Genomic DNA, 24016 nt, shown 5'->3' with positions numbered 1-24016 from the left:
TTTTACGTAAATTTTCTCTTACCGCTTTAGGAAATCCGGAGCGGGCATGTGCAAAATATCATGCCACGAGCGCGCCAGTTCATTGGGAAGTACTACCACCGGCTGCACGCCGACAAACTTGTACCGTTTCTTTCCGAGCAGGGCGTGAATAACGGCCAGCGCCGCCGCCTCTCCCTGTTCGTACGGCCTTTGCGCGGAAACGCCGCGCACAATCTCTCCCTTTTGCATATATTCGGCAATTTGCTGGTCAAGGTCAACCGTAACAACCGAAACATCCGTCCTGCCGATATCCTTGAGCGCGCGAATCGCTTCTAAAGCGGGACGCTCCCAAGATACGTAAAGTCCGCGTATTTCAGGATGCGCCTCCATCATTTCCCTGCATGCGCTATACGCATTTGGGATCTTATAAAAGCTCAATTGATCGACAATATCGATATCTGGATAGTTTTCCACCAGTACCTGCTCCGCCGCCGCGTCGCGCTGCTTGGTCATGTGAAAGGGAAGTCCGTGATTGAGCATTCCCACCTTAACGTTCCCTTTTCCCTTTAGGTATTCGCCCAATATTTTTCCGGCGTTTTGTCCGTTTTCGCGCTCGTTTACGGAAACACAGCTATAGTAATCGTCCGCGTTGAGCCCCTGCGGCACATTTCCGATCAGTACGAGCTTGGTTGTTTTTGAAAGATCCTTAAATTTTCCAGCGGTAATATTTTCATCCGCAGGTACGCCGATAATGGCGTCCGGCCTTTGCATACGGATCGCTTCTAACTGCGTGACCTGCAGCGTCGGGTCGAAGTTTGCGTCCATCACGGAAATCACCTGTACGCCGTATTTGCCGAGCGTATCGCGAATGGCAAGCTCATGCAGCCGTGTCCATTCCGTGCCGGTATAGTGAAACGAAATCGCAACTTTATAATTTCCCACCTCGATCTGCTCCGCTTCCCACCGGCTAAGCATGATATCTTCCGGCGGCACCGCGATCTCTCCGAACGGGCCACGGTTGATCACGCGCGTTGATTTACGCACGGTAATATCGACATGTACGCGCTTCACAGGTTCTTCCACCGGTTTTTTGTCAATTTTGTCCATCATTGTTTTTACGGCGCACCTCGCCATCTCGCGTACATCCTGTGTAAGCGTCGTAAGCGCGGGATTGGTGACGCTGCTCCATTCATCGTCGCCAAATCCCACCACCGAAATATCCTTTGGGCATTCCAGCCCAATTTCATCAATATCCTGCAGCAGCTTTAACGTCAGCATATTTCCACCCGCGATAAACGCAGAGGGGATATCTTTCCACTTCTGGCCTTGAAAGATATTTTTCCTGTTCGCGCTGTAAAGATCAATATTTTGAGTGAGCGTCTTATCGTAAGGAATATCATATTCGCACAGCGCCCTTTTGTAACCGGCAAGTCTTTCTCTGCTCGTAGAAAGCCCGTGTTCTTCAAGCAGAATACCAATGCGCTCATGGCCGCTGCGAATCAGGTGCCGCGTTCCTCGATAGGTCGCTTCCGCATTTTCCGCAAGAATACTGTCCATCGCCACACCAAGCGCCATTCGTTCCAAACATAAAACAGGAATTTCCGAACGTAAAAGTTTTTCGTAAATTTTCGCCTTATCGCTGGCAGGCGTCAAAAAGACCCCCGCCGTCCCTTTACTGGACATCAGGCACGTAAGAATGTGTTTTTCCCATGCGGGGTCGTCCTTTGTAATATAAGTCGCCAGCATATACCCTTCCTCGCGCAAATACTCGGTAAGCGCCATGCTGAGCTGTGAATAAACAATGCTGCTGATGTTGGGTACGACAAAAGCCACCTCAGACTTTTTGCCAATCCTGAAATTGCTGTTTTTTCCCTTTGTTTTTATTTTTTCCACATAACCGGTCTCAAGGATAACTTGCTCAACCCTGCGCGCCAAATCAGGACTTACATAGCGTGTCTTGTTAATTACATGTGAAACCGTCGCAATAGAAACGCCCGCCAGCTCCGCAATTTGTTTGATTGTCACCTTTATGTTCCCCCGGCATCTTTAAGTTGCGTAAATTGTATCAATATCATTTTTGGCAGTCAATGAAAAAGAGCGCTTTTTTCGTAAAAAACCGTATATATCGTATTTTTACGTAAATTATCTTGCTTTTGTTGTCGGGGATTGGTTCAATGATCAACGGGCATATAAAAAGACGGCAATGCTTGCCGCCTTTTTTCTCCTGCTTTATTTATGACACCACCTGTGCGTCCGGTTCCCTACTCTCCTGCCTGAGCTTAATGTGCAGCTTACGCTCTAAATCCCTGATCTTCCCATGTTCGCGCGGTGTAATGAGCGTATATGCCCGTCCGTCTTTGCCTGCGCGGCCCGTCCTGCCGATACGGTGCACATAATAATCCGGCTTGTCCGGCACGTCGTAGTTGATCACAAGGTCTATGTTGTTGATATCGATGCCCCGCGCAGCGACGTCCGTAGCGATCAACACCTTCGTTTTTCCCTTGCGGAACGTATTCATGATCGTATCGCGCTCTTTTTGCCGCATATCGCCGTGCAGGCACGCAGAAGCCAGCCCGCGGCCATGCAGCTCTTTTTGCAGTTCCTTCACCTTGCGTTTGGTATTGCAAAACACAAGAGACAGCCTGGGTTCGCATTGCCGGATCAGGCCGCAGACCGCGTTCGATTTGCGCTTGGTCTGCATGTATGCCTGCGCCACTGTTTCGACCGGGCGGTTCTGCATCCCGATCTCCACACGTACGGGGTCGCTTTGGAATTGCCTTGCGATCGCCGTAACCTCTTTGTTCATCGTTGCGGAAAAAAGCATTGTTTGGCGATTGTCCGGTACGCAGGACAAAATCTCCTTCATATCCTCGCGGAAGCCAAAGTCCAGCATTTCGTCCGCTTCATCGAGGACTACCGTCCGTACATTCTTTAACTTCAGTACTCTTTTGCCGATCAGGTCCTTGATCCTGCCGGGCGTGCCCACCACGATCTGCGCGCCCGTGCGCAGGGCACGGATCTGGATATTGGCCGGCTGGCCCCCATAGACGCTTACCGTGCGCAATCCATGGATGTGGCGGGATAGCTCCCCCGCGACCTTTGCCGTCTGCATGGCAAGCTCGCGCGTAGGGCATAGGATCAGCGCCTGCACCTTTTTGTTCGGCGGAAAGATATTTTCCAGAATAGGGATCATAAAGGCCGCCGTTTTTCCCGTTCCGGTCTGTGCCAGGCCGATCAGGTCTTTCTTTTCCAGGAGCGCGGGCAGCGTTTCTTCCTGTATGGGCGTGGGCTTTAGGTATCCTGCCTTTTGCAGGGTTCTGTTCATTTCCTTTGATAATTGCTGTGAAAAACTCAAATAGTTACCTCTTTCTCTTTTGCAAAAAAAGAAGACTTTGCTATCTCAAAGCAAAGTCTTTTCCTTAATCTACTTTGTAATACGTTGCAAGTATATCATACTTCTTTCCATGTGTACAATAAAAATCCACCATTGCCTTCGGCATGGTGGATTTTTTCATTGCGTGTAAAAGCCTTATTTCTCGTCTGCCAGGCTCTTGTAGTATTCGTATCTTTCCTTCGCTTCTTCTTCGGATTTCTTAAAGAGCTCATCCGCCTGATCCGGGAAGATTTTCTTCAGGGATTTGTAACGGGTCTCGCTTAAGATGAAGTCCTGGAAGCTCGCGGTCGGCTCTTTGGAATCGAGCGTGAACGGATTCTTGCCCTCTTCCTTAAGAAGCGGGTTGTATCTGTAAAGCTGCCAGTAACCAGCTTCCACAGCGCGTTTTTCCTCGTGCTGCGATTTGCCCATGTTGATACCGTGGTTGATACACGGCGCATAAGCAATGATGAGCGACGGGCCCGGATACGCTTCCGCTTCCTGCATCGCCTTCAAGAGCTGGCTCTGGTTCGCGCCCATTGCAACGCTTGCAACGTATACATAACCGTATGTCATCGCGATGGCGCCAAGGTCTTTCTTCTTGACCTTCTTACCGGAAGCCGCAAATTTCGCGACGGAACCGGTAGGCGTAGCTTTGGAAGCCTGGCCGCCTGTATTGGAATAAACTTCCGTATCCATAACGAGGATATTCACGTCTTCGCCGGACGCGATCACATGGTCAAGGCCGCCGTAACCGATATCGTATGCCCAACCGTCACCGCCGAATACCCATACGGATTTCTTGATGAACAGGTCTTTCTGGTCTAAGATCGCTTTGCAGGTATCGCACCGATCCGCAACCTTTTCAAGGGCGGCAACGAGGTTTGCAGAAGCAGCTTTGGACTCTTCTCCCTTGTCGGCAACTTCCAGCCATGCTTTCATGGCTTCCTGGACCGCCGGGTCTTTCTCGCCTTCGGCGTCGATCGCTTCCTGCACCTGTGCTTTCAGGGCGTTCCTGCGCGCGGTGAACGCGAGGTTCATGCCGTAGCCGAATTCCGCGTTGTCTTCAAACAGCGAATTTGCCCAAGCCGGGCCCTTGCCTTCGTCGTTTACCGTATATGGGCACGTCGGCGCGCTGCCGCCGTAGATGGACGAACAACCCGTCGCGTTGCCAATGACCATCCTGTCGCCGAACAGCTGTGTCACGAGCTTGACATACGGCGTTTCGCCGCAGCCTGCGCAAGCGCCGGAGAACTCGAACAGCGGTTTTAAATACTGGCTTTCCGGAACGAGGTTCTTCTTGACTTCGATCTTCGGTTCCGGCAGGCTAGCCGCAAACTCCCAATTCGCTGCCTGCGATTTTTCCATTTCCGCAAAAGGCTTCATAATGAGCGCCTTTTCCTTTGCCGGACAGATATCCGCACAGTTCCCGCAGCCCGTACAATCGAGCGGGGAAACCTGGATACGGTAGCTGTAACCGTCTTTGCCGCGGGCAGGCTTTGTTTCATAACCGGCCGGGGCATTTTTCATTGCCTCTGCGTCTGCCAGGAACGGACGGATCGACGCATGCGGGCAAACGTACGAGCACTGGTTGCACATAATACAATTATTGATTTGCCACTGCGGTACGTTGACCGCGATCCCGCGTTTTTCAAACTTGGTCGTACCCACCGGCACGAATCCGCGCGGGTCAAAAGCGGACACCGGAAGGTCATCGCCCTTCTGGATGAGGATCGGGTGTACCACGTCGCGGAAGTATGCATCGTCCGCAACCGCTACCGGGGCCGCGCCCTGCGTGGTCGTCGCCCAGCTTTCAGGATATTTGACTTCCTGCACAGCCATACCGGCGTCAACCGCTTTATAGTTCATGTTGACGATCTCGTCGCCCTTCTTGCCATAGGTCTTCTTGATCGCCTGTTTCATATATTCGACGGCGTCCGCTTCCGGGATGATGTTCGCGATCTTGAAGAACGCGGACTGCATGACCATGTTCGTCCTGCCGCCGAGGCCGATCTCGCCCGCAATCTTGATTGCGTCGATATTGTAGAATTTCAATTTCTTTCTGGCAATGACGTTCTTCATTGCCGCCGGAAGTTCTGTTTCCATTTCCGCATCGCTCCACGGCGAGTTTAAGAGGAACGTGCCGCCTTCCTTGATTCCTTCGAGCATGTCGTAACGGATGACATAGGAAGGATTGTGGCAAGCCACCATGTTCGGCTGCGTAATGAGGTATGCCGACTGGATCGGGGACGTACCAAAACGCAGGTGCGAAATCGTGATGCCGCCGGATTTCTTGGAGTCGTAGGAGAAGTACCCCTGCGCGTACATATCCGTGTGGTCGCCGATTATCTTGATGGAGTTCTTGTTCGCGCCCACCGTACCGTCGGAGCCGAGGCCATAAAACTTCGCGCTGAACAGGCCGTGCGGCGAAGAATCGATCTCGTCCTTGATTTCAAGCGACGTATTTGTTACGTCGTCCGTGATACCGACCGTGAAATGGTTCTTCGGAGACGCCGACTTCATATTGTCATAGACCGCTTTGACCATGGACGGCGTGTATTCTTTGGAACCGAGGCCATAGCGGCCCGCGAGAACCTTGACGTTCCTGCCCGCCTCGAACAGCGCGGTCACAACGTCCTCGTAAAGCGGCTCGCCGAGGCTGCCCGGTTCTTTTGTCCTGTCAAGGACGGTAACCGTTTTAACGGATGCCGGAATCGCGTCCACAAACGCGCTCGCATCAAACGGACGATAAAGGCGGACTTTAATGAGGCCGTATTTTTCGCCCTGTGCGTTTAAGTAATTGATCGCTTCTTCCGTGACGTCGCAGCCGCTGCCCATCGCAACGACAACGTGCTGCGCGTCCGCAGCGCCGACATAATCGAACAAGTGGTACTGCCGTCCGAACATCTTCGCAAACGCGTTCATCGTTTCCTGTACGATCGCCGGGGTCGCCATGTAATATTTGTTCGCAGCTTCCCTGTTCTGGAAATAGATATCGGGGTTCTGCGCCGTACCCTGCTGGTGCGGATGGTCAGGATTCATGCCCCTTGCGCGGAATTCTTCGATTGCTTTCCAATCTGCCAGTTCCGCCAGCTTGTCGTAGTCGAGCAGCTCGATCTTGGAAACTTCGTGCGAAGTCCGGAACCCGTCGAAGAAATGTACGAACGGAACCTTTGCCTTGAGCGTGGAAAGGTGCGCGACCGCAGCCATATCCATCGTTTCCTGTACGGAGGCAGCCGCGAGCATCGCAAAACCTGTCTGGCGCGCAGCCATTACGTCGGCATGGTCGCCGAAGATGGAAAGCGCGTGCGCCGCAAGCGCCCTTGCCGATACATGGAATACCGCCGGAAGGAGCTCGCCGGAAATTTTATACATATTCGGGATCATCAGCAAAAGGCCCTGCGACGCCGTGAACGTAGACGTCAAAGCACCTGCCGCCAAAGAACCGTGAACCGCACCTGCTGCGCCTGCCTCAGACTGCAGTTCGGAGATTTTCATTGTCTGTCCAAAGATGTTTTTTCTTCCCATAGCCGCCCATTCATCACAGGACTCTGCCATTGGCGAAGAAGGAGTGATCGGGTAAATCGCGCCGACATCCGAGAACGCATATGCGACATGCGCGGCAGCGGTATTACCGTCAATTGTTTGTTTTGCCATTGAATCGTGACCTCCTAATTTTATATATATTATTCAAATGTTCATAACATTATAATTATAGTATTTTTCACGGGTGAAAGTCAAGGAACAAAGCGTGGTAGCGCGGCTTTTCTCACCCTTTTCAAGGGCGCTTTCTTGTACAAGCGTTTGAACGGCTTACGCTCCTCCTGCGGGATGATCGATTTGCCGTGGAAAGAAACGTTGTAAAATTCACTTTGCAGCCGTGTCATATCCACCTTGTCCTCATAATACGCCTGTACGAGCCTTATGCGCCGTACGCTCCACTCCACCGCCTGGTCAAGCAGTTGAAAATAGAAATCGTAGTCATACAACCCCTCGTATTCTTCGACCGGATGGTAGAGCATGGTCTTTAGCTTAAGTTGGGAAATGATATTCAAAAGTTTAAGTTTAAACCGGTCTTTTTTGGTCGGCTGGGACACAAGCCCGTTATAGTATGCATAATACTTGCTGGCCTTTGTATACGGCGCCTCGTCCACCTTAAGCCCGGGGAACAGGTAAGACATGCGCTTGTAAAACGCATCGATCTCGCCGGTATCCACAAAAATATCGCGCGCGAACTTCTGTTTGTCAAACGCATAGGCGTCCACGCCGTTTTTGCGCGCATACAAAATATCCAGCGCACACTCTAAGGTGTTGTGCGATGACATGGGCTTCGTTTCCTTGTTGATCCACGGATGCAGCAGCATATCGAGGCAATAGTGCGTGATGTAGCCGTAAAAATAACTTTTCAGCGTATCGCTGCCATGCTCTTTGATATACTGCGCGCTTTCGCAAAAAAAACGCTGCGGCCGGGTGTAATGTAAAGCCCATCCGAGCATCTTCTGTTTCGCGCCAAACAGGAAAAAGTAAAACTTATACAACAAAAAGATATCCCCGCCCTGCGAGCCGGAATAGTATGCGGGCATCTCCCGGGAAATCAGTTTTCCCGCATCCGTATGCTCCAGTTCCTTCAAAATGTTGTCTGCCGCGATCTTATGCGTCAGCGTTGTCGGCATACCTTATTTCACCTGTCGTTTCTTAATGTCATATCAATTGGCCGGTCGGCGTATAAAGGTAACAATCCGGCTCGTGCGCTTCGATGATACCGATGCTCTGCATAAAAGATTCGCAGATCGTATCTCCCACAAACACAAAACCATATTGTTTCAGCGCCTTTAAGAGCTGCTCCGGCTTCTTAAAGCCATATACGAAGCGGAAAAAATTACCGTATTCCTTGCCCAGGCGCTCTACTGCGCGCGCATTTTCACGCACGGCAAAAATCTTGCGCCGGTTGCGGATGATCTCCTTGTCCTGCATCAGCGATTCCAGGTACTCATCCGTCAGGTTCGCGCATTTTCCAATATCAAAACCAAAAAAAGCCCTTCGGAATGCGTCCCTTTTTACCAGTACCGTCCTCCAGGAAAGGCCCGCCTGGAAGCTCTCCAGGCACAGCTTTTCAAAGAGTGCCTTGCTGTCGGATTTGATTTTGCCGTACTCGTTGTCGTGGTAATCGATCAATATATCGTCCGTCGCCCAACTGCAGCGTTTCTTGTCTGTTTTCATATCCATAGACCCTATCTTAACACATTTTGCACAATTTATCTCGGTTTTGTGATAGAATTTATAGAGATTTCATAATTTTAACCAATCAACCAAAAGGAGCATGGATATGAAAACGCTTTGGAGCGATAAAGCAAAGAGTTTAAAGCCATATACGGCGGGGGAACAGCCCAAAGAAAAGCTGGTCAAGCTGAATACCAATGAAAACGCCTACCCGCCCAGTCCAAAGGTCGCGCAGGCAATTATGCAGGCAGCGGCAGACCTGCGGCTTTACCCCTCCCCCGATTCGGATGCGTTGCGCGAGGAGATCGCCCGGCATCACGGCGTTTCGCCCAGCCAGGTTTTCTGCTCCAACGGCTCGGACGAAGCGCTGGCGCTTTGTTTCGCGGCTTTTTTCCAGAATATCTGTACGGGGGATTCCAGCTGGTTTCCCAATGTGGCCGCGCCTTTTAAACTGCGCACGCTGGATGTGACCTACAGCTTTTATCCCGTATGGGCCGACCTTTTTGATATCCCGCTCGATATCGTGCCCCTCAAGGACGATTTTTCGGTAGACGTAAAAAGGATGTGCGGCGCGCGCGGCGTGATCCTTGCAAACCCCAATGCGCCGACAGGCGTGGCGCTTCCCTTAAGCGATATCGAGCTTATCGCGCAAAAAACGGAGGGCGTCTTTGTGGTGGATGAAGCTTACGCAGCGTTTGGCGCCAAAAGCGCGATCCCCCTCGTTTCCAAATACCGGAACATAGCGGTCGTACGTACGCTGTCCAAGTCGCACGCCTTAGCGGGCCTGCGGGTCGGCTACGTCATCGCGGACGAAGACCTGATCCGTGCGCTTTGTACCATAAAAGACAGTTTCAATTCCTATCCCTTAGACCGGCTCGCGCAGGCGGGTGCGGCCGCGGCGGTCAGCGATACGGAATATTATGAAAAAACAGTCAATAAAATCATGGATACCCGCACGGATACCATCGGCGCGCTCTACGCCATGGGCGTCAAGTGCCTTCCCTCCCGCGCCAATTTTCTCTTCATAAAATGTGACACCGTGCCGGCAAAAGAAGTGTTCCAAAGGCTGCGGGAAAAAGGCGTGCTCGTGCGCTGGTTCGACGGCAAACGCACCAAAGACTATTTGCGCGTCACCATCGGTACGCCTGAAGAAATGCAAATGTTCCTCACCGCGTTAAAGGAGATCCTATGAAGATAGGCGTAGTCGGACTGGGCCTGATGGGCGGCTCGCTTGCCCGTGCCCTCAAAAAATATACGTCCCACACCGTTTGCGGGGTGGATAAAGACCCTGCAGTCCTTGCTGCCGCCTATGATGCAGGCTCGATCGACTGCGACGGTGATGTCTCCTGCTGCGATATCATATTCGTGTGCCTTTTCCCGCAGGACAGCATCGATTACATGCTGCGTACAGAATTCCGGGAGGGTGCTGTCGTCGCCGATATCTGCGGCGTCAAACGGGCAGTCGAAGACCGGGTTGCCCTGCCCCTTTTCGAGCGGAACCTGCGCTATGTGGGCACGCACCCCATGGCCGGCAGGGAAACGGGCGGTTTTGGAAACAGCGACGCCGACCTTTACCAGGGTGCAAGTTTCATTATCACCCTTACGGAGCATACGGACGAACAGGCTAAGGCAGAGATTTCCCGCCTGGCACGGGAGATCGGTTTTACGCGCATTACGGAATGTTCCGCGCGCAAGCACGACGAGGTGATCGGTTATACTTCCCAGCTCGCGCATGTTGTTTCCAATGCTTATGTAAAAAGCAGGGCCGCACAGGACTTCAAAGGCTTTTCCGCCGGAAGCTTTATGGACTTGACGCGCGTTGCCCTCCTTGATCCCGAAATGTGGTCGGAGCTTTTCCTGCTGAACGGGGACATTTTAGCAGGCGAGATCGACGAACTGGTCGAAAACGTTTCCGCGTTGCGCGACGCGATCCGTGCCGGGAATGGGCAAGCCTTACGCGCACTCTTGAAGGATGGCAGCGACAGGAAAAAACGCCTTAACGAGGAGAGCAAATGAAAAAATCCGGAACGTTCCTTTTGTTTTTGCCGGCAGCCATCCTATTTTGTTTTGCGGGCTGCACGGTACAGGCAGACTTTGACGCACAGGCTTTGCAGGAAAAAAGCGAGGCCTATACGCTTGATATGTCCACCGGCGATTTTACAACCGTTGCCGATGGCGTCGCATCCTCTTCCAAGGCGCAGCTCAGCGAGTCCGCCCTCCGTGAGGGCTGGGACAGCACCACAGCAAAGCTTGGAAGCTTTGAAGGCATCTCCGGAACAAAATTTACGGACAATGGAAGCACAGCCCTCATAGACATATCCTGCGATTTTGCAAACAACGGCCTGCTCATCCGGTATACCTATAATGCAAAAAACGAGATCGCCGGGCTGTGGCTCACATACGTCCCCAAAGCCGTGCAGCCGGAAAGTACGGATGCTTACGAAGAAAAGGCCGTTACGGTAGGCACGCAAAAGCCTCTCGACGGTATCCTCACGCTCCCTAAAAACACGAAAAACCCGCCTGTAGTCCTGATGATAGCAGGCAGCGGCGCACAGGATATGAACGAAACCGTGGGCGCTTCCCGCAACCAGCCCTTCGCGGATATCGCGCACGGGCTCGCACAGCAGGGCATCGCTTCCCTGCGCTACAACAAACGCACGGCCCAATATCCGACTGAACCAACAGACCCGCTTGCGCTGACCATCGAATATGAGGTTTTGGACGACGCAGCCGCAGCCGCAGATTTGTTAAAAAACACTGGCGAGATAGACCCGCAGCGCATTTACGTCTTAGGCCATAGCCTTGGCGGGATGCTCGCCCCAAAAATCGCGCAGGACAACGGCCTGGCGGGACTGGTCTGCCTTGCCGGTTCCCCGCGCAGCCTTCTCGATATCATGCTCGACCAGAATGAAGCGGCGGCCGCCGCCGGACAGATCACCCCGCAGGAGCTGCTGCAGGCAAAAGCGCTCATCGAAAAAGCGAAAAATGCCAAACAGGGCGATACGGCTGCGCTCCTCGGCGGCACAGGGAATTATTGGTACAGCTTGAACCAGGTCGATACGCCCGCCATCGCAGCGTCGCTTTCTGTCCCCATGTTTTTTGCGCAGGGAGACGCGGATTTCCAGGTATCGCCGCAAAAGGACTTTGCCGCATGGGAGGATCTTTTTTCCGGTAAAGCCAACGTGCAGTTCAAGCTTTATCCCGGCCTCGGCCATCTGTTCACGCCCGCGCCGCAAAACGCCGCGAATACCATAGCGGATTACGACGCGCCGCAAACCGTCGATGCACAGGTCATCTCGGATATCGCGGCATGGATCAAGGGAAACTGATCCCCCTCTAGGCGGTCTGGCACCAGCCTACGATCTGTTCCCTCGCCATATATGAATTTTCCTCGTTGCAAAGGACGATCAGGATATCGCCCGGGCGGATACGCACCGTTCCCTTGGGGATGATTTCATGGCTGCCCCGCCGCACCGCCACAATCAGGCTTTGCTGCGGCCACTTTATTTCACTGATTTTTTTCATGCAAATCGGCGCCCCGTGATGCACGGGGATTTCAAGCAGTATTTTATTTCCTCCACTTTCCGCGGTCTGTTTTTCGCCGTTGGTTTCGATAATCCGCTCTAAAAGCTGTTCATAGATTGGCTTTGCTTTCAAAAGGTCGGCCACGGCATACGCGATCAGCGATACGAGGGTCAGCGACAGAAGCTGCGTAAACGACCCCGTCATTTCGCATATCAGGATGATGCCCGTAATCGGCGCGCGTACGATGGCGGCAAAGAAACCCGCCATGGCCAGTATGATAAAATTTTGCAGCAGGTCCTGCGGCAAGCCGAACCCGTCGATCATCGCCATGCCCAGCCCGCCGCCCAGCAGCGCGCCCAGCACGAGCAACGGCAAAAAGATCCCCCCCGGCGCGCCCGAACCAAAGCTTACCATAGAAAAAATAAATTTGACCAGGAAGATCGCAAACACCATTGCCAGTGCGAATTTTCCGTCGATCAGCATGGGGATCAGCTGGTTCCCGCCGCCGAGTACCGCAGGGAATGTGAAGCCCAACAGCCCCGCACAAAAAAATGGGATCATCAGGCGGAATTCCAACCTGACCTTTTTCATTTTTCCGTAAAGCTGCTGGGATTTTTTGATGCAAAAATTATATAGCGCCCCGCCCACGCCAAGCACGGCGCCCAGGATCAGGATCACCCAGTAAAGGTCGAGCGGAATGTTCTGCGTCAGGTGGAAGCTGAAAATAGGCTTAAGTCCGAATACGTTTCGCGAAATAAAATCCGCCGTAACGGAAGCCGCCATGGTGGATAAGAGAACCTCGATCGAAAAATTCTTATGCAGTTCCTCAAGCGAAAACAGCACGCCTGCAAACGGCGCGTTAAAAGCCGCCGCCAGCCCCGCGCTCGCACCACACGTCATCAGGAGCTTTTCTTCCACCTTGATCCGTTTGGTCATGCGCGAAAAGCCTTTTCCCATCATCGCGCCCAATTGTATGGACGGGCCTTCCCGCCCAAGCGACAATCCTGCGCCGATGCTGAGCACGCCGCCGGCGAATTTGCCAACCAGTACCTTCCACCAGCTTTGGCTGAATACGCCGTGTATCTCCCCTTCTACCTGCGGGATGCCGCTGCCGCTGATCATCGGCTGCCAGCGCACGAGCTTTGCAGTGATCACCGCAAAAATCATCAGTACGCCAAACCAGGCGACCATCAGTAAAATATTTTGCCCTGCTGCCGAAAGGATGAAGGACAGCACCTCGTTTGCATTTTCGATCGCCAGGCGGAATAGTACGGAAACCAGTCCCGCAAGCGCCCCCACGACGATCCCCTGCACCAACAGGCCGTATCTGAAATTTTTAAAGCGGTGCAATACCGTATGGGTATCATTCGCGCTGTTTTTCATTGCCATGCCTCTTTTTTAACATTTCCCCGTATTTATCTTAGACCCTTTCCAAAATTCATGCAACAAAAAAAGGACAGGAAAACTTACCTGCCCTTTTCATTTTCCTTACAGCTTATCCTGTCCCACCGCCGCAATGAGCCCGCCTGCCGCAATGATATCCTGGATAAACGGCGGGAACGGCTGGGCGCGGTATTCCTTTCCTGTCGTCAGGTCACGGATCTGCCCGGTGTCAAAGTCCACTTCCACCTCGTCGCCGTTTTTGATCTCCCGGGACGCTTCCTCACATTCGAGGATGGGCAGCCCGATGTTGATGGAGTTGCGGTAGAAAATGCGTGCAAAGCTCGCCGCAATCACGCAGCTGATGCCCGATTCCTTGATGGCGATGGGCGCATGCTCGCGCGACGAGCCGCAGCCAAAGTTTTTACCGCCCACCATGATGTCGCCTTTTTTGACCTTCTTTACGAATTCCGTATCGATATCCTCCATGCAGTGCGACGCAAGTTCCTTTGAGTCCGATGTATTCAAATAACGCGCGGGGATGATCACGTCCGTATCGATATTGTCCCCATATTTTAAAACAGTCCCTTTTGCATTCATTCCTGTAAACCTCCCTTATAGCTCAGTCGGTGAAGCGATCCTGCCCGCCACCGCGCTGGCCGCCGCCACCTGCGGGCTTGCCAGGTATACTTCAGATTTCACATGCCCCATCCGGCCCACAAAGTTCCGGTTGGTGGTCGCCACCGCGCGCTCTCCCTCTGCCAGGATCCCGCAGTGTCCGCCGAGGCATGGCCCGCAGGTAGGCGTGGAAACGGCGCAGCCCGCCTCGATAAATATTTTCAGCAGTCCTTCCTCCATGGCCTGCAGATAGATCGCCTGTGTCGCCGGGAAGATGATCGTACGCACGTTTTTTGCGACCTTCCTTCCCACGAGGATATCCGCCGCCGCGCGCAAATCGCTGATCCTGCCGTTCGTGCACGAACCGATCACGACCTGGTCGATCCTAATATCGCCTACCTCGTCGATGGTCTTGGTGTTTTCCGGAAGATGCGGGAAGGATACCGTGGACTTTAACTGTGATAAGTCGATGTCGATCACGCGCGCATAATCCGCCTCCTCGTCCGGCGCATAGACGGTAAACTCACGGTCGGAATGGCTGCGCAGATATTCAACCGTCTGCTCATCCACCTCAAAGATGCCGTTTTTACCGCCCGCTTCGATCGCCATATTGGCCATGCACAAGCGGTCGTCCATCGTAAGCGAAGCAAGCCCCGGCCCGCCGAATTCCATGGACTGGTAAAGCGCGCCCGAAACACCGATCATGCCGATGATGTGCAGGATCACGTCCTTGCCGCTCACGTACTTTTTGAGCTCGCCTTTTAAATTGAAGCGGATGGCCTGCGGCACTTTAAGCCATACCTTTCCGGTCGCCATGGCCGCCGCCATGTCCGTAGAACCAACGCCCGTGGAAAAAGCGCCCAATGCGCCGTATGTACACGTATGCGAATCCGCGCCGATGACAGCATCTCCCGCGACGACCAATCCCTTTTCCGGGAGGAGCGCGTGCTCGATGCCCATCGTACCTACGTCAAAGAAATTGGCGATACCGTGCTTCATCGCAAACTCACGTACCAGCTTGCACTGTTCTGCCGCCTTGATATCCTTGTTTGGCGTAAAATGATCCATCACCAAAGATATCTTGTTTTTGTCAAATACATCCTTGCCCGTCTTGTTGAACTCGCGGATCGCGACAGGCGAAGTGATATCGTTGCCCAGCACCATGTCCAGCTTGATGGAGATCAGCTGCCCCGCCGTAACACTGGGAAGCCCCGCGTGCGCAGCCAGTATTTTTTGCGTCATTGTCATGCCCATACTTATTCCTCGCGCCTTCCGGCGCTCCGGGGAAGAAGCTGCACCTCTTCCCCGACCTTTCTCTGTTTAGTGTTATTTTTGCCTCGGCGGAAACACCGCCTTGGCGAACGAAGTCAGTTCGTATTGTTTTCGTTCTCATCCAGCGCAAGCTTATACTCGATGGAGTCCGTGAGCGCCAAAAAGCTTGCCTCAATGATGTCTGTGGAAACGCCAACCGTGTTCCAGCGGTGCTTTCCGTCCGTGGATTCAATGAGGACGCGTACCTTTGCGGCCGTCGTTGCCGAGCTTTCCAGCACGCGCACCTTGTAGTCCACAAGCCGCATGTCCACAAGCGACGGATAAAATCCCTTGAGCGCGTTACGAAGCGCGAGGTCGAGCGCATGCACCGGGCCGTCGCCTTCCGCGCCCGTGATACGCGATTCATCGCCTACCTTGACCTTGATGATCGCGGACGAAGGATATTCCGCATCCTTTAGCGGCTGTTCGCCGATGATCTTGAAGTATTCCAATTCAAAATACTTTTTGTATTTGCCCAACAGCCTGCGGATCACCAGTTCAAAGCTTTGCTCCGCCGCCTCGAATTGATAGCCCTCGAACTCAAGCTGCTTTAACTTGTCGACCAGCTCGCCCACGACCGGATCCTTGGAGCCAACGGATGGCTCGATCCGTTGTATCTTCTTTAGGATCGTCGCCTTGCCGGATACCTCGCTCATCAGGTACCGGCGGTTGTTGCCGACACTCTGCGGATCCACATGCTCAAAGCTTTCGCGGATCTTCTTCACCCCGTCGATGTGCATGCCGCCCTTGTGCGCAAAGGCGCTGCTCCCCACATATGGGCTCCCCGACGGCAGCCAGATATTGGAAATGTCCGCGACCTGCCGCGCCGTTTCCGTGAGGCGTTTTAAGTTCCCTTTCCCCAGCACGGTATAACCGCGCTTGAGCTCAAGGTTGGGGATAATCGTGGAAAGGTTTGCGTTTCCACAGCGCTCCCCATAACCGATAAACGTGCCCTGCACCTGCGTAGCGCCCGCCTCCACTGCCATCATGGTCTGGCTGACCGCCATGCCCGTATCGTTGTGGCAATGGATGCCGATCTCCGCTTCGGGGAACGTCCTCACCATGCGCCCCGTGATATCCGCGATATCTGTGGGGAACGTGCCTCCGTTCGTGTCGCACAGGCAAAGCACGTCCGCGCCGCCGCGGGCTGCCGCGTCAAGGGCGAGCATTGCATATTCCGGATTGGCCATATAGCCGTCGAAAAAGTGCTCCGCGTCAAAAACAACGTACTTGTCGTGCCGCTTCATATAGGCGACCGTACTCTCGATCATGTTAAGGTTTTCTTCCAGCGTGGTATTTAATACTTTTAATACATGCAAGTCCCACGCTTTTCCGAAGATCGAAACTGCCGGAGTTTCCGCTTCCAGCAGGCTGCATACGTTGGCATCCTCTTCCGGGCAAATATTTTTGCGCCGCGTACTGCCGAAGGCGCACAGCTTGGCGTGCCTTGGCTTCTCAGTAGCGATCCTGCGGAAAAACTCCAGGTCTTTCGGATTGGAACCGGGATTTCCCGCTTCGATAAAATCGATGCCGAGCTTATCGAGTGCATGTACGATATTCAGTTTGTCTTCCACCGAGAAAGCGATGCCTTCCCCCTGCATCCCATCGCGCAGGGTGGAATCGAACGTGTAGATTTTTTTATCCATATCTTTTTTCCTTTAATCTGTCCGTCTTACCGTCGTCGTTCCGGTCGCTTGCAAACCGTTCGGGTTTTGCTACGCAAAAACTCACTCTTGCAAGCGCCAACATCACTCCGCCGGAATTAGAATATCTATGCTCCTAATAACTTGTTAACCGCATTGATATACGCCAGCATGGAAGCCTCGATGATGTCTGTAGACAGCCCCCGTCCGGTGACCGTACGGTCTTCCGAGGAAACCTTGACCACGACCTCGCCCAGCGCGTCCTCGCCGTGCGAAACCGCGTTGATCTTGTAATTGTTCAGCTTTAAGGGCATCTTAACGATCTGCTCGATCGCCTGGTAAGCCGCGTCGACAGGCCCGTCGCCCAAAGCGACCTGCTCCCTGGTTTCCCCCGACATATCCTCCAGCGTAACATTGGCCGTTGCCTGGATCGTGTTGCCGCTGTTGACGACGAACTGCTTTAAACGGAAGTGCTCTACGACCTTGGCCGCCTTCTGTGCGACCAGGGCTTCCACGTCGTATTCCGTGACTTCCTTTTTCTTGTCGCACAAGTCCTTGAATTGCGCAAAGGCGCTGTCCAGCTCTTCCTTACTTAAGTTGTAACCCAGCTCTTTTAAGAAATCGTCGAACGCATGGCGGCCGGAATGCTTGCCCAGCACCATTTTGTTCGTGGTCAGCCCGACGGATTCGGGCGTCATGATCTCATACGTTTCACGCTTTGCCAGCACGCCGTGCTGGTGGATGCCGCTCTCGTGTGCGAATGCGTTCGCACCGACGATCGCCTTGTTCGGCGGAATGGAAACGCCGATGATTTTGGACAGCAGCCGCGAAGAACGGTAAATCTGCTTGGTATTGACGCGCGTATCCGCGTCAAACAGGTTCCTCCTCGTATGGATCGCCATGACGATCTCTTCCAAAGACGCGTTGCCTGCGCGCTCGCCGATGCCGTTGATCGTGCATTCGACCTGCGTTGCGCCCGCATTAACCGATGCCAGCGAATTTGCCACTGCCATGCCCAAATCATTGTGGCAATGGACTGCCAGGTCGACGTCGTCCACGCCTTCCACGTTTTGTTTCATATAGGCGATCATGTCATACATTTCCTGCGGCAGGGCATAGCCCACCGTGTCCGGCAGGTTGATGGTCTTTGCGCCCGCGTCGATCGCCGTTTTGACGCACGTTGCCAAAAATGCCATATCGCTCCGTGAAGCGTCCTCTGCGGAGAATTCCACATCGCTCACAAGCGTGCGCGCATAAGATACGGATTCTTTGATGTGCGTGAGAACCTGTTCTTCGCTCATCTTCAGCTTATATTGCATGTGCAGCGGCGAGGTTGCCAGAAAGATATGGATACGCGGTGCAACCGCTTCCTTCAACGCCTCATAAGAAGCGTCGATATCCTTTTTTACGCTTCGCGAAAGAGATGCGACCGTGCAGTTCTTGATCGTCTTAGCGACGGTTGCAACGCTTTCAAAATCGCCGGGGGACGAAACGGCAAAGCCTGCTTCGATGATATCCACTTTCAGCATCTCCAGCTGCTTTGCGATCTCGATCTTTTCCGACAGGTTCATGCTGCATCCCGGGGACTGTTCCCCGTCGCGCAGCGTCGTATCAAATATTTTAATGGTTTTCATAACTATAAATTCCTTTCGACTTACGTTTTCATACTATTCCAGAATCGCGCCGGTATCGGCGCTAGTTACCATCCTTGCATATCTCGCGAGCCAGCCCGCCTGAACTTTCGGGGGCTTTGGCTGCGAGTTCGTAAGTCGTTTTTGCCATTCGTCATCGCTGACTTTCAGGCGGATGGAATATGCGCTTATATCGATCTCTATGATATCCCCTTCCTGCACATAGGCAATAGGGCCGCCTGCCGCCGCTTCGGGAGAAACGTGCCCGATCGCCGCGCCGCGCGAGGCACCGGAAAACCGGCCGTCCGTTAAAAGCGCGACATCTTTGTCAAGGCCCATCCCAGCCAGGTTGGAGGTGGGGGCGAGCATCTCGCGCATACCCGGTCCTCCTTTGGGGCCCTCGTAGCGGATCACCACTACGTCGCCCTTTTCGATACGTCCGCCGAGGATCGCCGCATTCGCGTCCTCTTCGCAGTCGAACACCCGAGCCCTGCACGTCGATTTCAGCATCTCCGGCGCGACTGCCGACCGCTTGACCACACAGCCGTTTGGCGCTATATTTCCGTACAGTATGGCAATCCCGCCTGTTTTGGAATACGGGTCGTCGATCGGCCGGATCACATCGCCCTTGATCTTTGCATTTTTAATGCGCTGCTTCACGCTGCCGTCTACCGTTTTGTTGTCGCGGATCAGGTCTTTTTTAGCAAGTTCCGCCATCACTGCCGTAACGCCGCCGCATTCGTTCAGCTCTTCGATATAATGATGCCCCGCCGGAGCCAGATGGCACAGGTTTGGCGTTTTCTCGCTGATCCCATTGACCTGGTGAAGGTCGATTTTAATACCGCATTCGTGCGCGATCGCCGGCAGGTGCAGCATGCTGTTCGTGCTGCAGCCAAGCGCCATATCTACTGTGACCGCATTTGCAAACGCATCGCCCGTCATGATATCGCGCGGACACACGTTCCGCTTTACCAGCTCCATGACCTGCATGCCCGCGTGCTTTGCAAGCGCAGTCCTCGCCGCCATCACCGCCGGGATCGTCCCGTTTCCGGGCAGCGCCATGCCCAATACCTCTGTTAGGCAATTCATGGAGTTTGCGGTATACATGCCCGAGCAGCTCCCGCATCCCGGGCATGCTTTTTGTTCAAAATCCTCCAGCTCCTCGTCACTGATCGATCCTCTTGCATGCTGGCCGACCGCTTCAAACATGCTGGAAAGGCTCGTCTTTTCTTCGCGGAACCGTCCGGCCATCATGGGGCCGCCCGAACAAAAGACCGCCGGGATATTGACCCTCGCCGCCGCCATCAGCATGCCGGGGACGACCTTGTCACAGTTGGGAACCAATACTGCGCCGTCAAAGGCATGCGCGATGAGCAGCGTCTCCACGCTGTCGGCGATCAGCTCGCGTGAGGGCAGCGAATAATGCATGCCCATGTGGTTCATCGCGATCCCGTCGCATACGCCGATGGCCGGAACCTCGATGGGCGTACCGCCCGCCATGCGTATGCCGTCTTTAACCGCCTGCGCGACCGTATCAAGGTGCACATGCCCGGGAATGATCTCGCTCTGCGCGCTTACCACCGCAATGATTGGGCGTTCCAATTCTTCTTTTGTCAGCCCCAACGCATACAGCAGGGAGCGGTGCGGCGCACGTTGCGCGCCTGTTTTAATGTTGTCACTGTTCATATTGTTCTCCATCGTTCATAAGCTTTTATCCGGGGATAAGCCTGTTGCGGTTCGCCTTTCCATGCGTCCCCGCAATTTCCGGCTTATCGCCCGGCCGAAATCACACGGTTTCCTTATTTCTTGTTGTGCCAGCTCATCTTTGCCCGCAGCTCCTCGCCCGTCTTCTCGAGCTGGGATTCCTTGCCGATGTTGCGCATCGCGATAAAGTGCGGGCGCTTCACCTGGTTTTCAAGCATCCAGTCGCGTGCGAACGTGCCGTCCTGGATTTCCGAAAGTACCTTTTTCATCTCTTTGCGCGTATCCTCAGTAATAATCCGCTTACCCGTCACATAATCGCCGTATTCCGCCGTATCAGAGATCGAGTAACGCATTCTGGAAAGCCCACCCTCAAAAATCAGGTCTACGATCAGCTTCATTTCGTGGCAGCATTCAAAGTATGCCATTTCCGGCGCATATCCCGCCGCTACAAGCGTGTCGAAGCCCGCTTTAATCAGCTCAGATACGCCGCCGCACAATACGGCCTGCTCGCCAAAGAGGTCTGTCTCCGTTTCCTCGCGGAAGGTTGTTTCAAAAATACCCGCACGGCCTCCGCCGATGCCGCTCGCATAGGCAAGCGCCAGGTCGCGCGCTTTTCCCGTCGCATCCTGATGGATCGCGATCAGGCACGGAACGCCTTTGCCTTCCAGGAACTGGCTCCTTACCGTGTGGCCCGGGCCTTTGGGGGCAACCATCCATACGTCCACATCCTTGGGCGGGACGATCTGGCCAAAATGGATATTGAACCCATGGGCAAAAACAAGGGATTTTCCTTCCGTCATATAAGGCGCGATACCTTCATAAATTTTGCCCTGCTTTTCGTCCGGCACGAGAATCATTACGATATCGGCAGCCTTTGCAGCCTCTTCGCTGGTCATGACCTTGAGTCCGGCTTCCTCCGCCGATTTCCAGGACTTGCTGCCCTCATATAAGCCTACCACTACGTCTACACCGCTTTCCTTTAGGTTCTGCGCATGCGCGTGTCCCTGGCTGCCGTAGCCGATAATGGCAACGGTCTTGCCCTTCAAAAGCGAGAGATTGCAGTCCCTGTCGTAATACATTTTCATGTTCATTTTGTCTTGCCTCCAATTAATTTTTATAATATCTTATAGCGCACCTGCGAGTGCTCTATTTCATGCGTCATGCAGCGAGCTTTCCCCGCGCTCCAGCGCCGTGATTCCCGTACGCGACATTTCGATGATGCCGTACTCCGCCAAAAGATCCAGCAGCGCCTTGTTTTTTTCCGGCGATCCCGTCAGCTCGATGATCATGGTTTCTTTGGAGATATCCACGATCTTGGTGCGGAAGATATCGCACAATTCGATGATGTTCGCACGCTTTTTATCCGGCGCCTTCACCTTAACCAGGATCAATTCCTTGTAAACCGAGGTGCTGGATCTCAGCCCCTTGATCGTGATCACGTCTACCAGCTTATTGAGCTGCTTTTGGATCTGCTCAAGTACCGCTTCGTCCCCGACCATCTCGATCGTGATACGCGATACCTGCGGGTCATGCGTTTCCCCCACCGAAAGGGAACGGATGTTGTATCCCCTGCGGGAGAAAAGCCCTGTAACCTTTGACAGGACGCCCGACGTATTTTGTACCAGGACGGAAAGTACATATCTTCTTATCATGAGAGTTCTCCTTTACTTCTGTTTACCTTCATTATATAACGTCCCCTATCCATGCGCACCATTATTTTTCCCAGTCTAAGATGATGTTGTCGAACGTTTTGCCGCCCGGAACCATGGGCAGTACGTTCTCGTCCTCGCTGATATCGCACTGCACAATCACCGGCCCCTTGTGCGCGAACGCTTTTTGAAAGGCGCCTACCATATCCTTTTCATTCGTGATGTTCACGCCATAGGCGCCGAACGCTTCCGCCAGCTTCACATAATCGGTCGGGCGGTTCAGCGTGGTCTGCGAATACCGCCCGTCGAACATGATCTTCTGCCATTGGCGCACCATACCCAGTACGTTGTTGTTCATCACTAATACCATGACCGGCAATTGGTGCTTCACCGCAGTCACGATCTCCTGCAGGTTCATATGGAAGCTGCCGTCACCGGCGATGTTCACGACCTGTTTGCCGCTTCCGATCGCCGCGCCCATCGCCGCGCCCATGCCAAAGCCCATTGTCCCTAAACCGCCGGATGTGATAAATTGCCGTGGCTGCTCGATCTTCAAAAACTGTGCCGACCACATCTGGTGCTGGCCTACCTCTGTCGTGAAGATAGTATCCTTCGGCGCCGCTTCCTGCATCGCCTGGATCACTTTCTTGGGGAACCTTGCATTTTTTGTCGCCCGATCCAGCGGATATTTGGTTTTCCATGCCTGCGCCTGCTCAAGCCACGTCTTGTCGGTTTTCTGTTTCACCTTGGGCAGCAATGCGTCCAAAATCGCTTTCGCATCGCCCGTCACTTCGTAATCCGCCGTGATGTTCTTGTTGATCTCCGCCGGGTCGATATCGATATGCAGCACCTTTGCCTGCTTTGCAAACTTCATGCGGTCAGAGGTCACGCGCTCCGAAAAGCGTGCGCCGATGGTGATCAGCAAATCGCAGTGCGTGGTGCACAGGGCCGAAGCTTTCGTGCCATGCATACCGATCATTCCCGTGTACTGTTCACAGCCTGCCGGATATACCCCTAAGCCCATCAGCGTCATCGTAACAGGGGCATTCAGCTTTTTTGCAAGCTTTCGCAGGCCCTGCTCCGCTTCCGACGCGATCACGCCTCCCCCCGCCATGATGAACGGTTTTTTGCTGTCGTTTAGTGCCTGCGCCGCTGCCGCAATATCCGCCGCATTAAAATGGTTGGGGCGCACGATCGCTTTGGGCTTTTCAGGCGTATATTCATATTCCTCCACGGTCACGTCTTTGGTAATATCCACCAGCACCGGGCCCGGACGACCGCTCTGTGCGATAAAGAACGCTTCGCGGATCGTTTTTGCCAGATCCTCGATCTTCTGCACGATCACATTGTGCTTGGTGATCGGGATGGTCACGCCTGTGATGTCGATTTCCTGAAAGCTGTCTTTTCCGAGATTCTTCTGCTCCACGTTTCCTGTGATCGCAACCATGGGAACAGAATCCATATACGCTGTCGCGATACCTGTAACCAGGTTTGTCGCTCCCGGGCCGCTTGTCGCGATTACCACGCCGGGTTTTCCCGTTGCACGTGCATATCCGTCTGCGGCATGCGCCGCGTGCTGCTCATGGCAGGTCAGGACGTGGTTGATTTCAGGATAATGGTAAAGCGCATCATAAATCGGTATGACGGTTCCGCCGGGAAATCCGAAAACCGTATCCACCTGCTGTTCCTTTAAACATTCCATTATGATCTGTGCGCCACTCAGCTTCACTTTATTGTCCTCCAAACGTTCTTGATTATCTGACGGCTTTCTTCTCGCCGCGTTTACCTAATAAAAAAGGCCTGCGCTTATTTGCGCAGGCCTTGAATTATTTTCTAACCCAGTCCTTACTCATGCCCTCCGGCACAACCGCAATAAGCCTTATTCGCTCCGTTAATAATGACGAGGCTAATAAGGTTAATAAGGACGACGATGAAATTGTAAGATTGCTTATGATTCATTTCTCTTACTTCTTTCGTATTTAT

Annotated in this window: 17 protein-coding genes; 3 read left to right on the top strand and 14 right to left on the bottom strand. The window is 53.5% G+C overall.

The window, feature by feature from the left end:
* Positions 1-18: 18 nt before the first annotated feature.
* The 5 genes from BN6471_RS03855 to BN6471_RS03835 all read right to left on the bottom strand — a co-directional run bounded on the left by BN6471_RS03855 (position 19) and on the right by BN6471_RS03835 (position 8578).
* Positions 19-2004, bottom strand: coding sequence for a LacI family DNA-binding transcriptional regulator (locus tag BN6471_RS03855; RefSeq protein WP_082903329.1), 1986 nt, complete (start codon positions 2002-2004; stop codon positions 19-21).
* 208 nt (positions 2005-2212) lie between these two features.
* Positions 2213-3334 carry a DEAD/DEAH box helicase gene (locus tag BN6471_RS03850; RefSeq protein ID WP_066645711.1) on the bottom strand — a complete coding sequence of 374 codons (1122 nt, stop codon included), beginning with the start codon at positions 3332-3334 and terminating at the stop codon, positions 2213-2215.
* Positions 3335-3508: 174 nt separating this feature from the next.
* Positions 3509-7009 carry a pyruvate:ferredoxin (flavodoxin) oxidoreductase gene (nifJ, locus tag BN6471_RS03845; RefSeq protein WP_066645706.1) on the bottom strand — a complete coding sequence of 1167 codons (3501 nt, stop codon included), beginning with the start codon at positions 7007-7009 and terminating at the stop codon, positions 3509-3511.
* Positions 7010-7089: 80 nt separating this feature from the next.
* Entirely contained in the window at positions 7090-8025 is a 936-nt protein-coding gene (locus BN6471_RS03840) for a zinc dependent phospholipase C family protein (RefSeq protein WP_066645703.1), read from the bottom strand.
* A 28-nt stretch (positions 8026-8053) separates the two neighbouring features.
* Positions 8054-8578, bottom strand: coding sequence for a DNA-3-methyladenine glycosylase I (locus BN6471_RS03835; RefSeq protein ID WP_242861834.1), 525 nt, complete (start codon positions 8576-8578; stop codon positions 8054-8056).
* Between the two features lie 100 nt (positions 8579-8678).
* On the opposite strand from BN6471_RS03835, the gene hisC reads away from it, so the two are divergent.
* The 3 genes from hisC to BN6471_RS03820 are packed head-to-tail and all read left to right on the top strand — an operon-like array spanning position 8679 to position 11901.
* A complete protein-coding gene (hisC, locus tag BN6471_RS03830; protein ID WP_066645701.1) occupies positions 8679-9764 on the top strand; it encodes a histidinol-phosphate transaminase in 1086 nt (361 codons plus the stop codon).
* Complete coding sequence (locus BN6471_RS03825) at positions 9761-10588, top strand: prephenate dehydrogenase (RefSeq protein WP_066645696.1); 828 nt, start codon at positions 9761-9763, stop codon at positions 10586-10588. Before hisC ends, BN6471_RS03825 begins: the two co-directional genes overlap by 4 nt.
* Positions 10585-11901: an alpha/beta hydrolase gene (locus BN6471_RS03820; protein ID WP_066645694.1), complete on the top strand. Its 1317-nt coding sequence runs from the start codon at positions 10585-10587 to the stop codon at positions 11899-11901. The genes BN6471_RS03825 and BN6471_RS03820 overlap by 4 nt, the downstream gene beginning before the upstream one ends.
* Before the next feature lie 7 nt (positions 11902-11908).
* Here BN6471_RS03820 and BN6471_RS03815 read toward each other — a convergent pair whose 3' ends face one another.
* From BN6471_RS03815 to ilvB, 9 genes are all read right to left on the bottom strand, one after another.
* Positions 11909-13480: a ClC family H(+)/Cl(-) exchange transporter gene (locus BN6471_RS03815; protein WP_066645692.1), complete on the bottom strand. Its 1572-nt coding sequence runs from the start codon at positions 13478-13480 to the stop codon at positions 11909-11911.
* A gap of 105 nt (positions 13481-13585) precedes the next feature.
* The gene (gene leuD, locus BN6471_RS03810; protein ID WP_066645691.1) at positions 13586-14077 is read right to left on the bottom strand and encodes a 3-isopropylmalate dehydratase small subunit; all 492 of its coding nucleotides are present in this window, start codon (positions 14075-14077) and stop codon (positions 13586-13588) included.
* A gap of 15 nt (positions 14078-14092) precedes the next feature.
* Positions 14093-15349 (bottom strand): 3-isopropylmalate dehydratase large subunit, encoded by a 1257-nt coding sequence (gene leuC / locus BN6471_RS03805; RefSeq protein WP_066645690.1) that lies wholly within the window; start codon positions 15347-15349, stop codon positions 14093-14095.
* A gap of 113 nt (positions 15350-15462) precedes the next feature.
* A complete protein-coding gene (gene cimA / locus BN6471_RS03800; RefSeq protein WP_066645689.1) occupies positions 15463-17052 on the bottom strand; it encodes a citramalate synthase in 1590 nt (529 codons plus the stop codon).
* Between the two features lie 125 nt (positions 17053-17177).
* Positions 17178-18689 (bottom strand): 2-isopropylmalate synthase, encoded by a 1512-nt coding sequence (locus BN6471_RS03795; protein ID WP_147553979.1) that lies wholly within the window; start codon positions 18687-18689, stop codon positions 17178-17180.
* 27 nt (positions 18690-18716) lie between these two features.
* Positions 18717-20366, bottom strand: coding sequence for a dihydroxy-acid dehydratase (gene ilvD, locus BN6471_RS03790; protein ID WP_066645683.1), 1650 nt, complete (start codon positions 20364-20366; stop codon positions 18717-18719).
* Positions 20367-20479: 113 nt separating this feature from the next.
* A complete protein-coding gene (gene ilvC, locus BN6471_RS03785; protein WP_066649748.1) occupies positions 20480-21469 on the bottom strand; it encodes a ketol-acid reductoisomerase in 990 nt (329 codons plus the stop codon).
* A 66-nt stretch (positions 21470-21535) separates the two neighbouring features.
* Complete coding sequence (gene ilvN / locus BN6471_RS03780) at positions 21536-22033, bottom strand: acetolactate synthase small subunit (protein ID WP_066649746.1); 498 nt, start codon at positions 22031-22033, stop codon at positions 21536-21538.
* Between the two features lie 64 nt (positions 22034-22097).
* A complete protein-coding gene (gene ilvB / locus BN6471_RS03775) occupies positions 22098-23762 on the bottom strand; it encodes a biosynthetic-type acetolactate synthase large subunit (protein ID WP_066645681.1) in 1665 nt (554 codons plus the stop codon).
* Between the last annotated feature and the right edge of the window lie 254 nt (positions 23763-24016).

This window comes from Christensenella timonensis (assembly GCF_900087015.1).
Lineage (GTDB): Bacteria > Bacillota > Clostridia > Christensenellales > Christensenellaceae > Christensenella > Christensenella timonensis.
The sequence above is the reverse complement of the archived record's forward strand: the minus strand, read 5'-3'. Positions and strand labels throughout refer to the sequence as shown.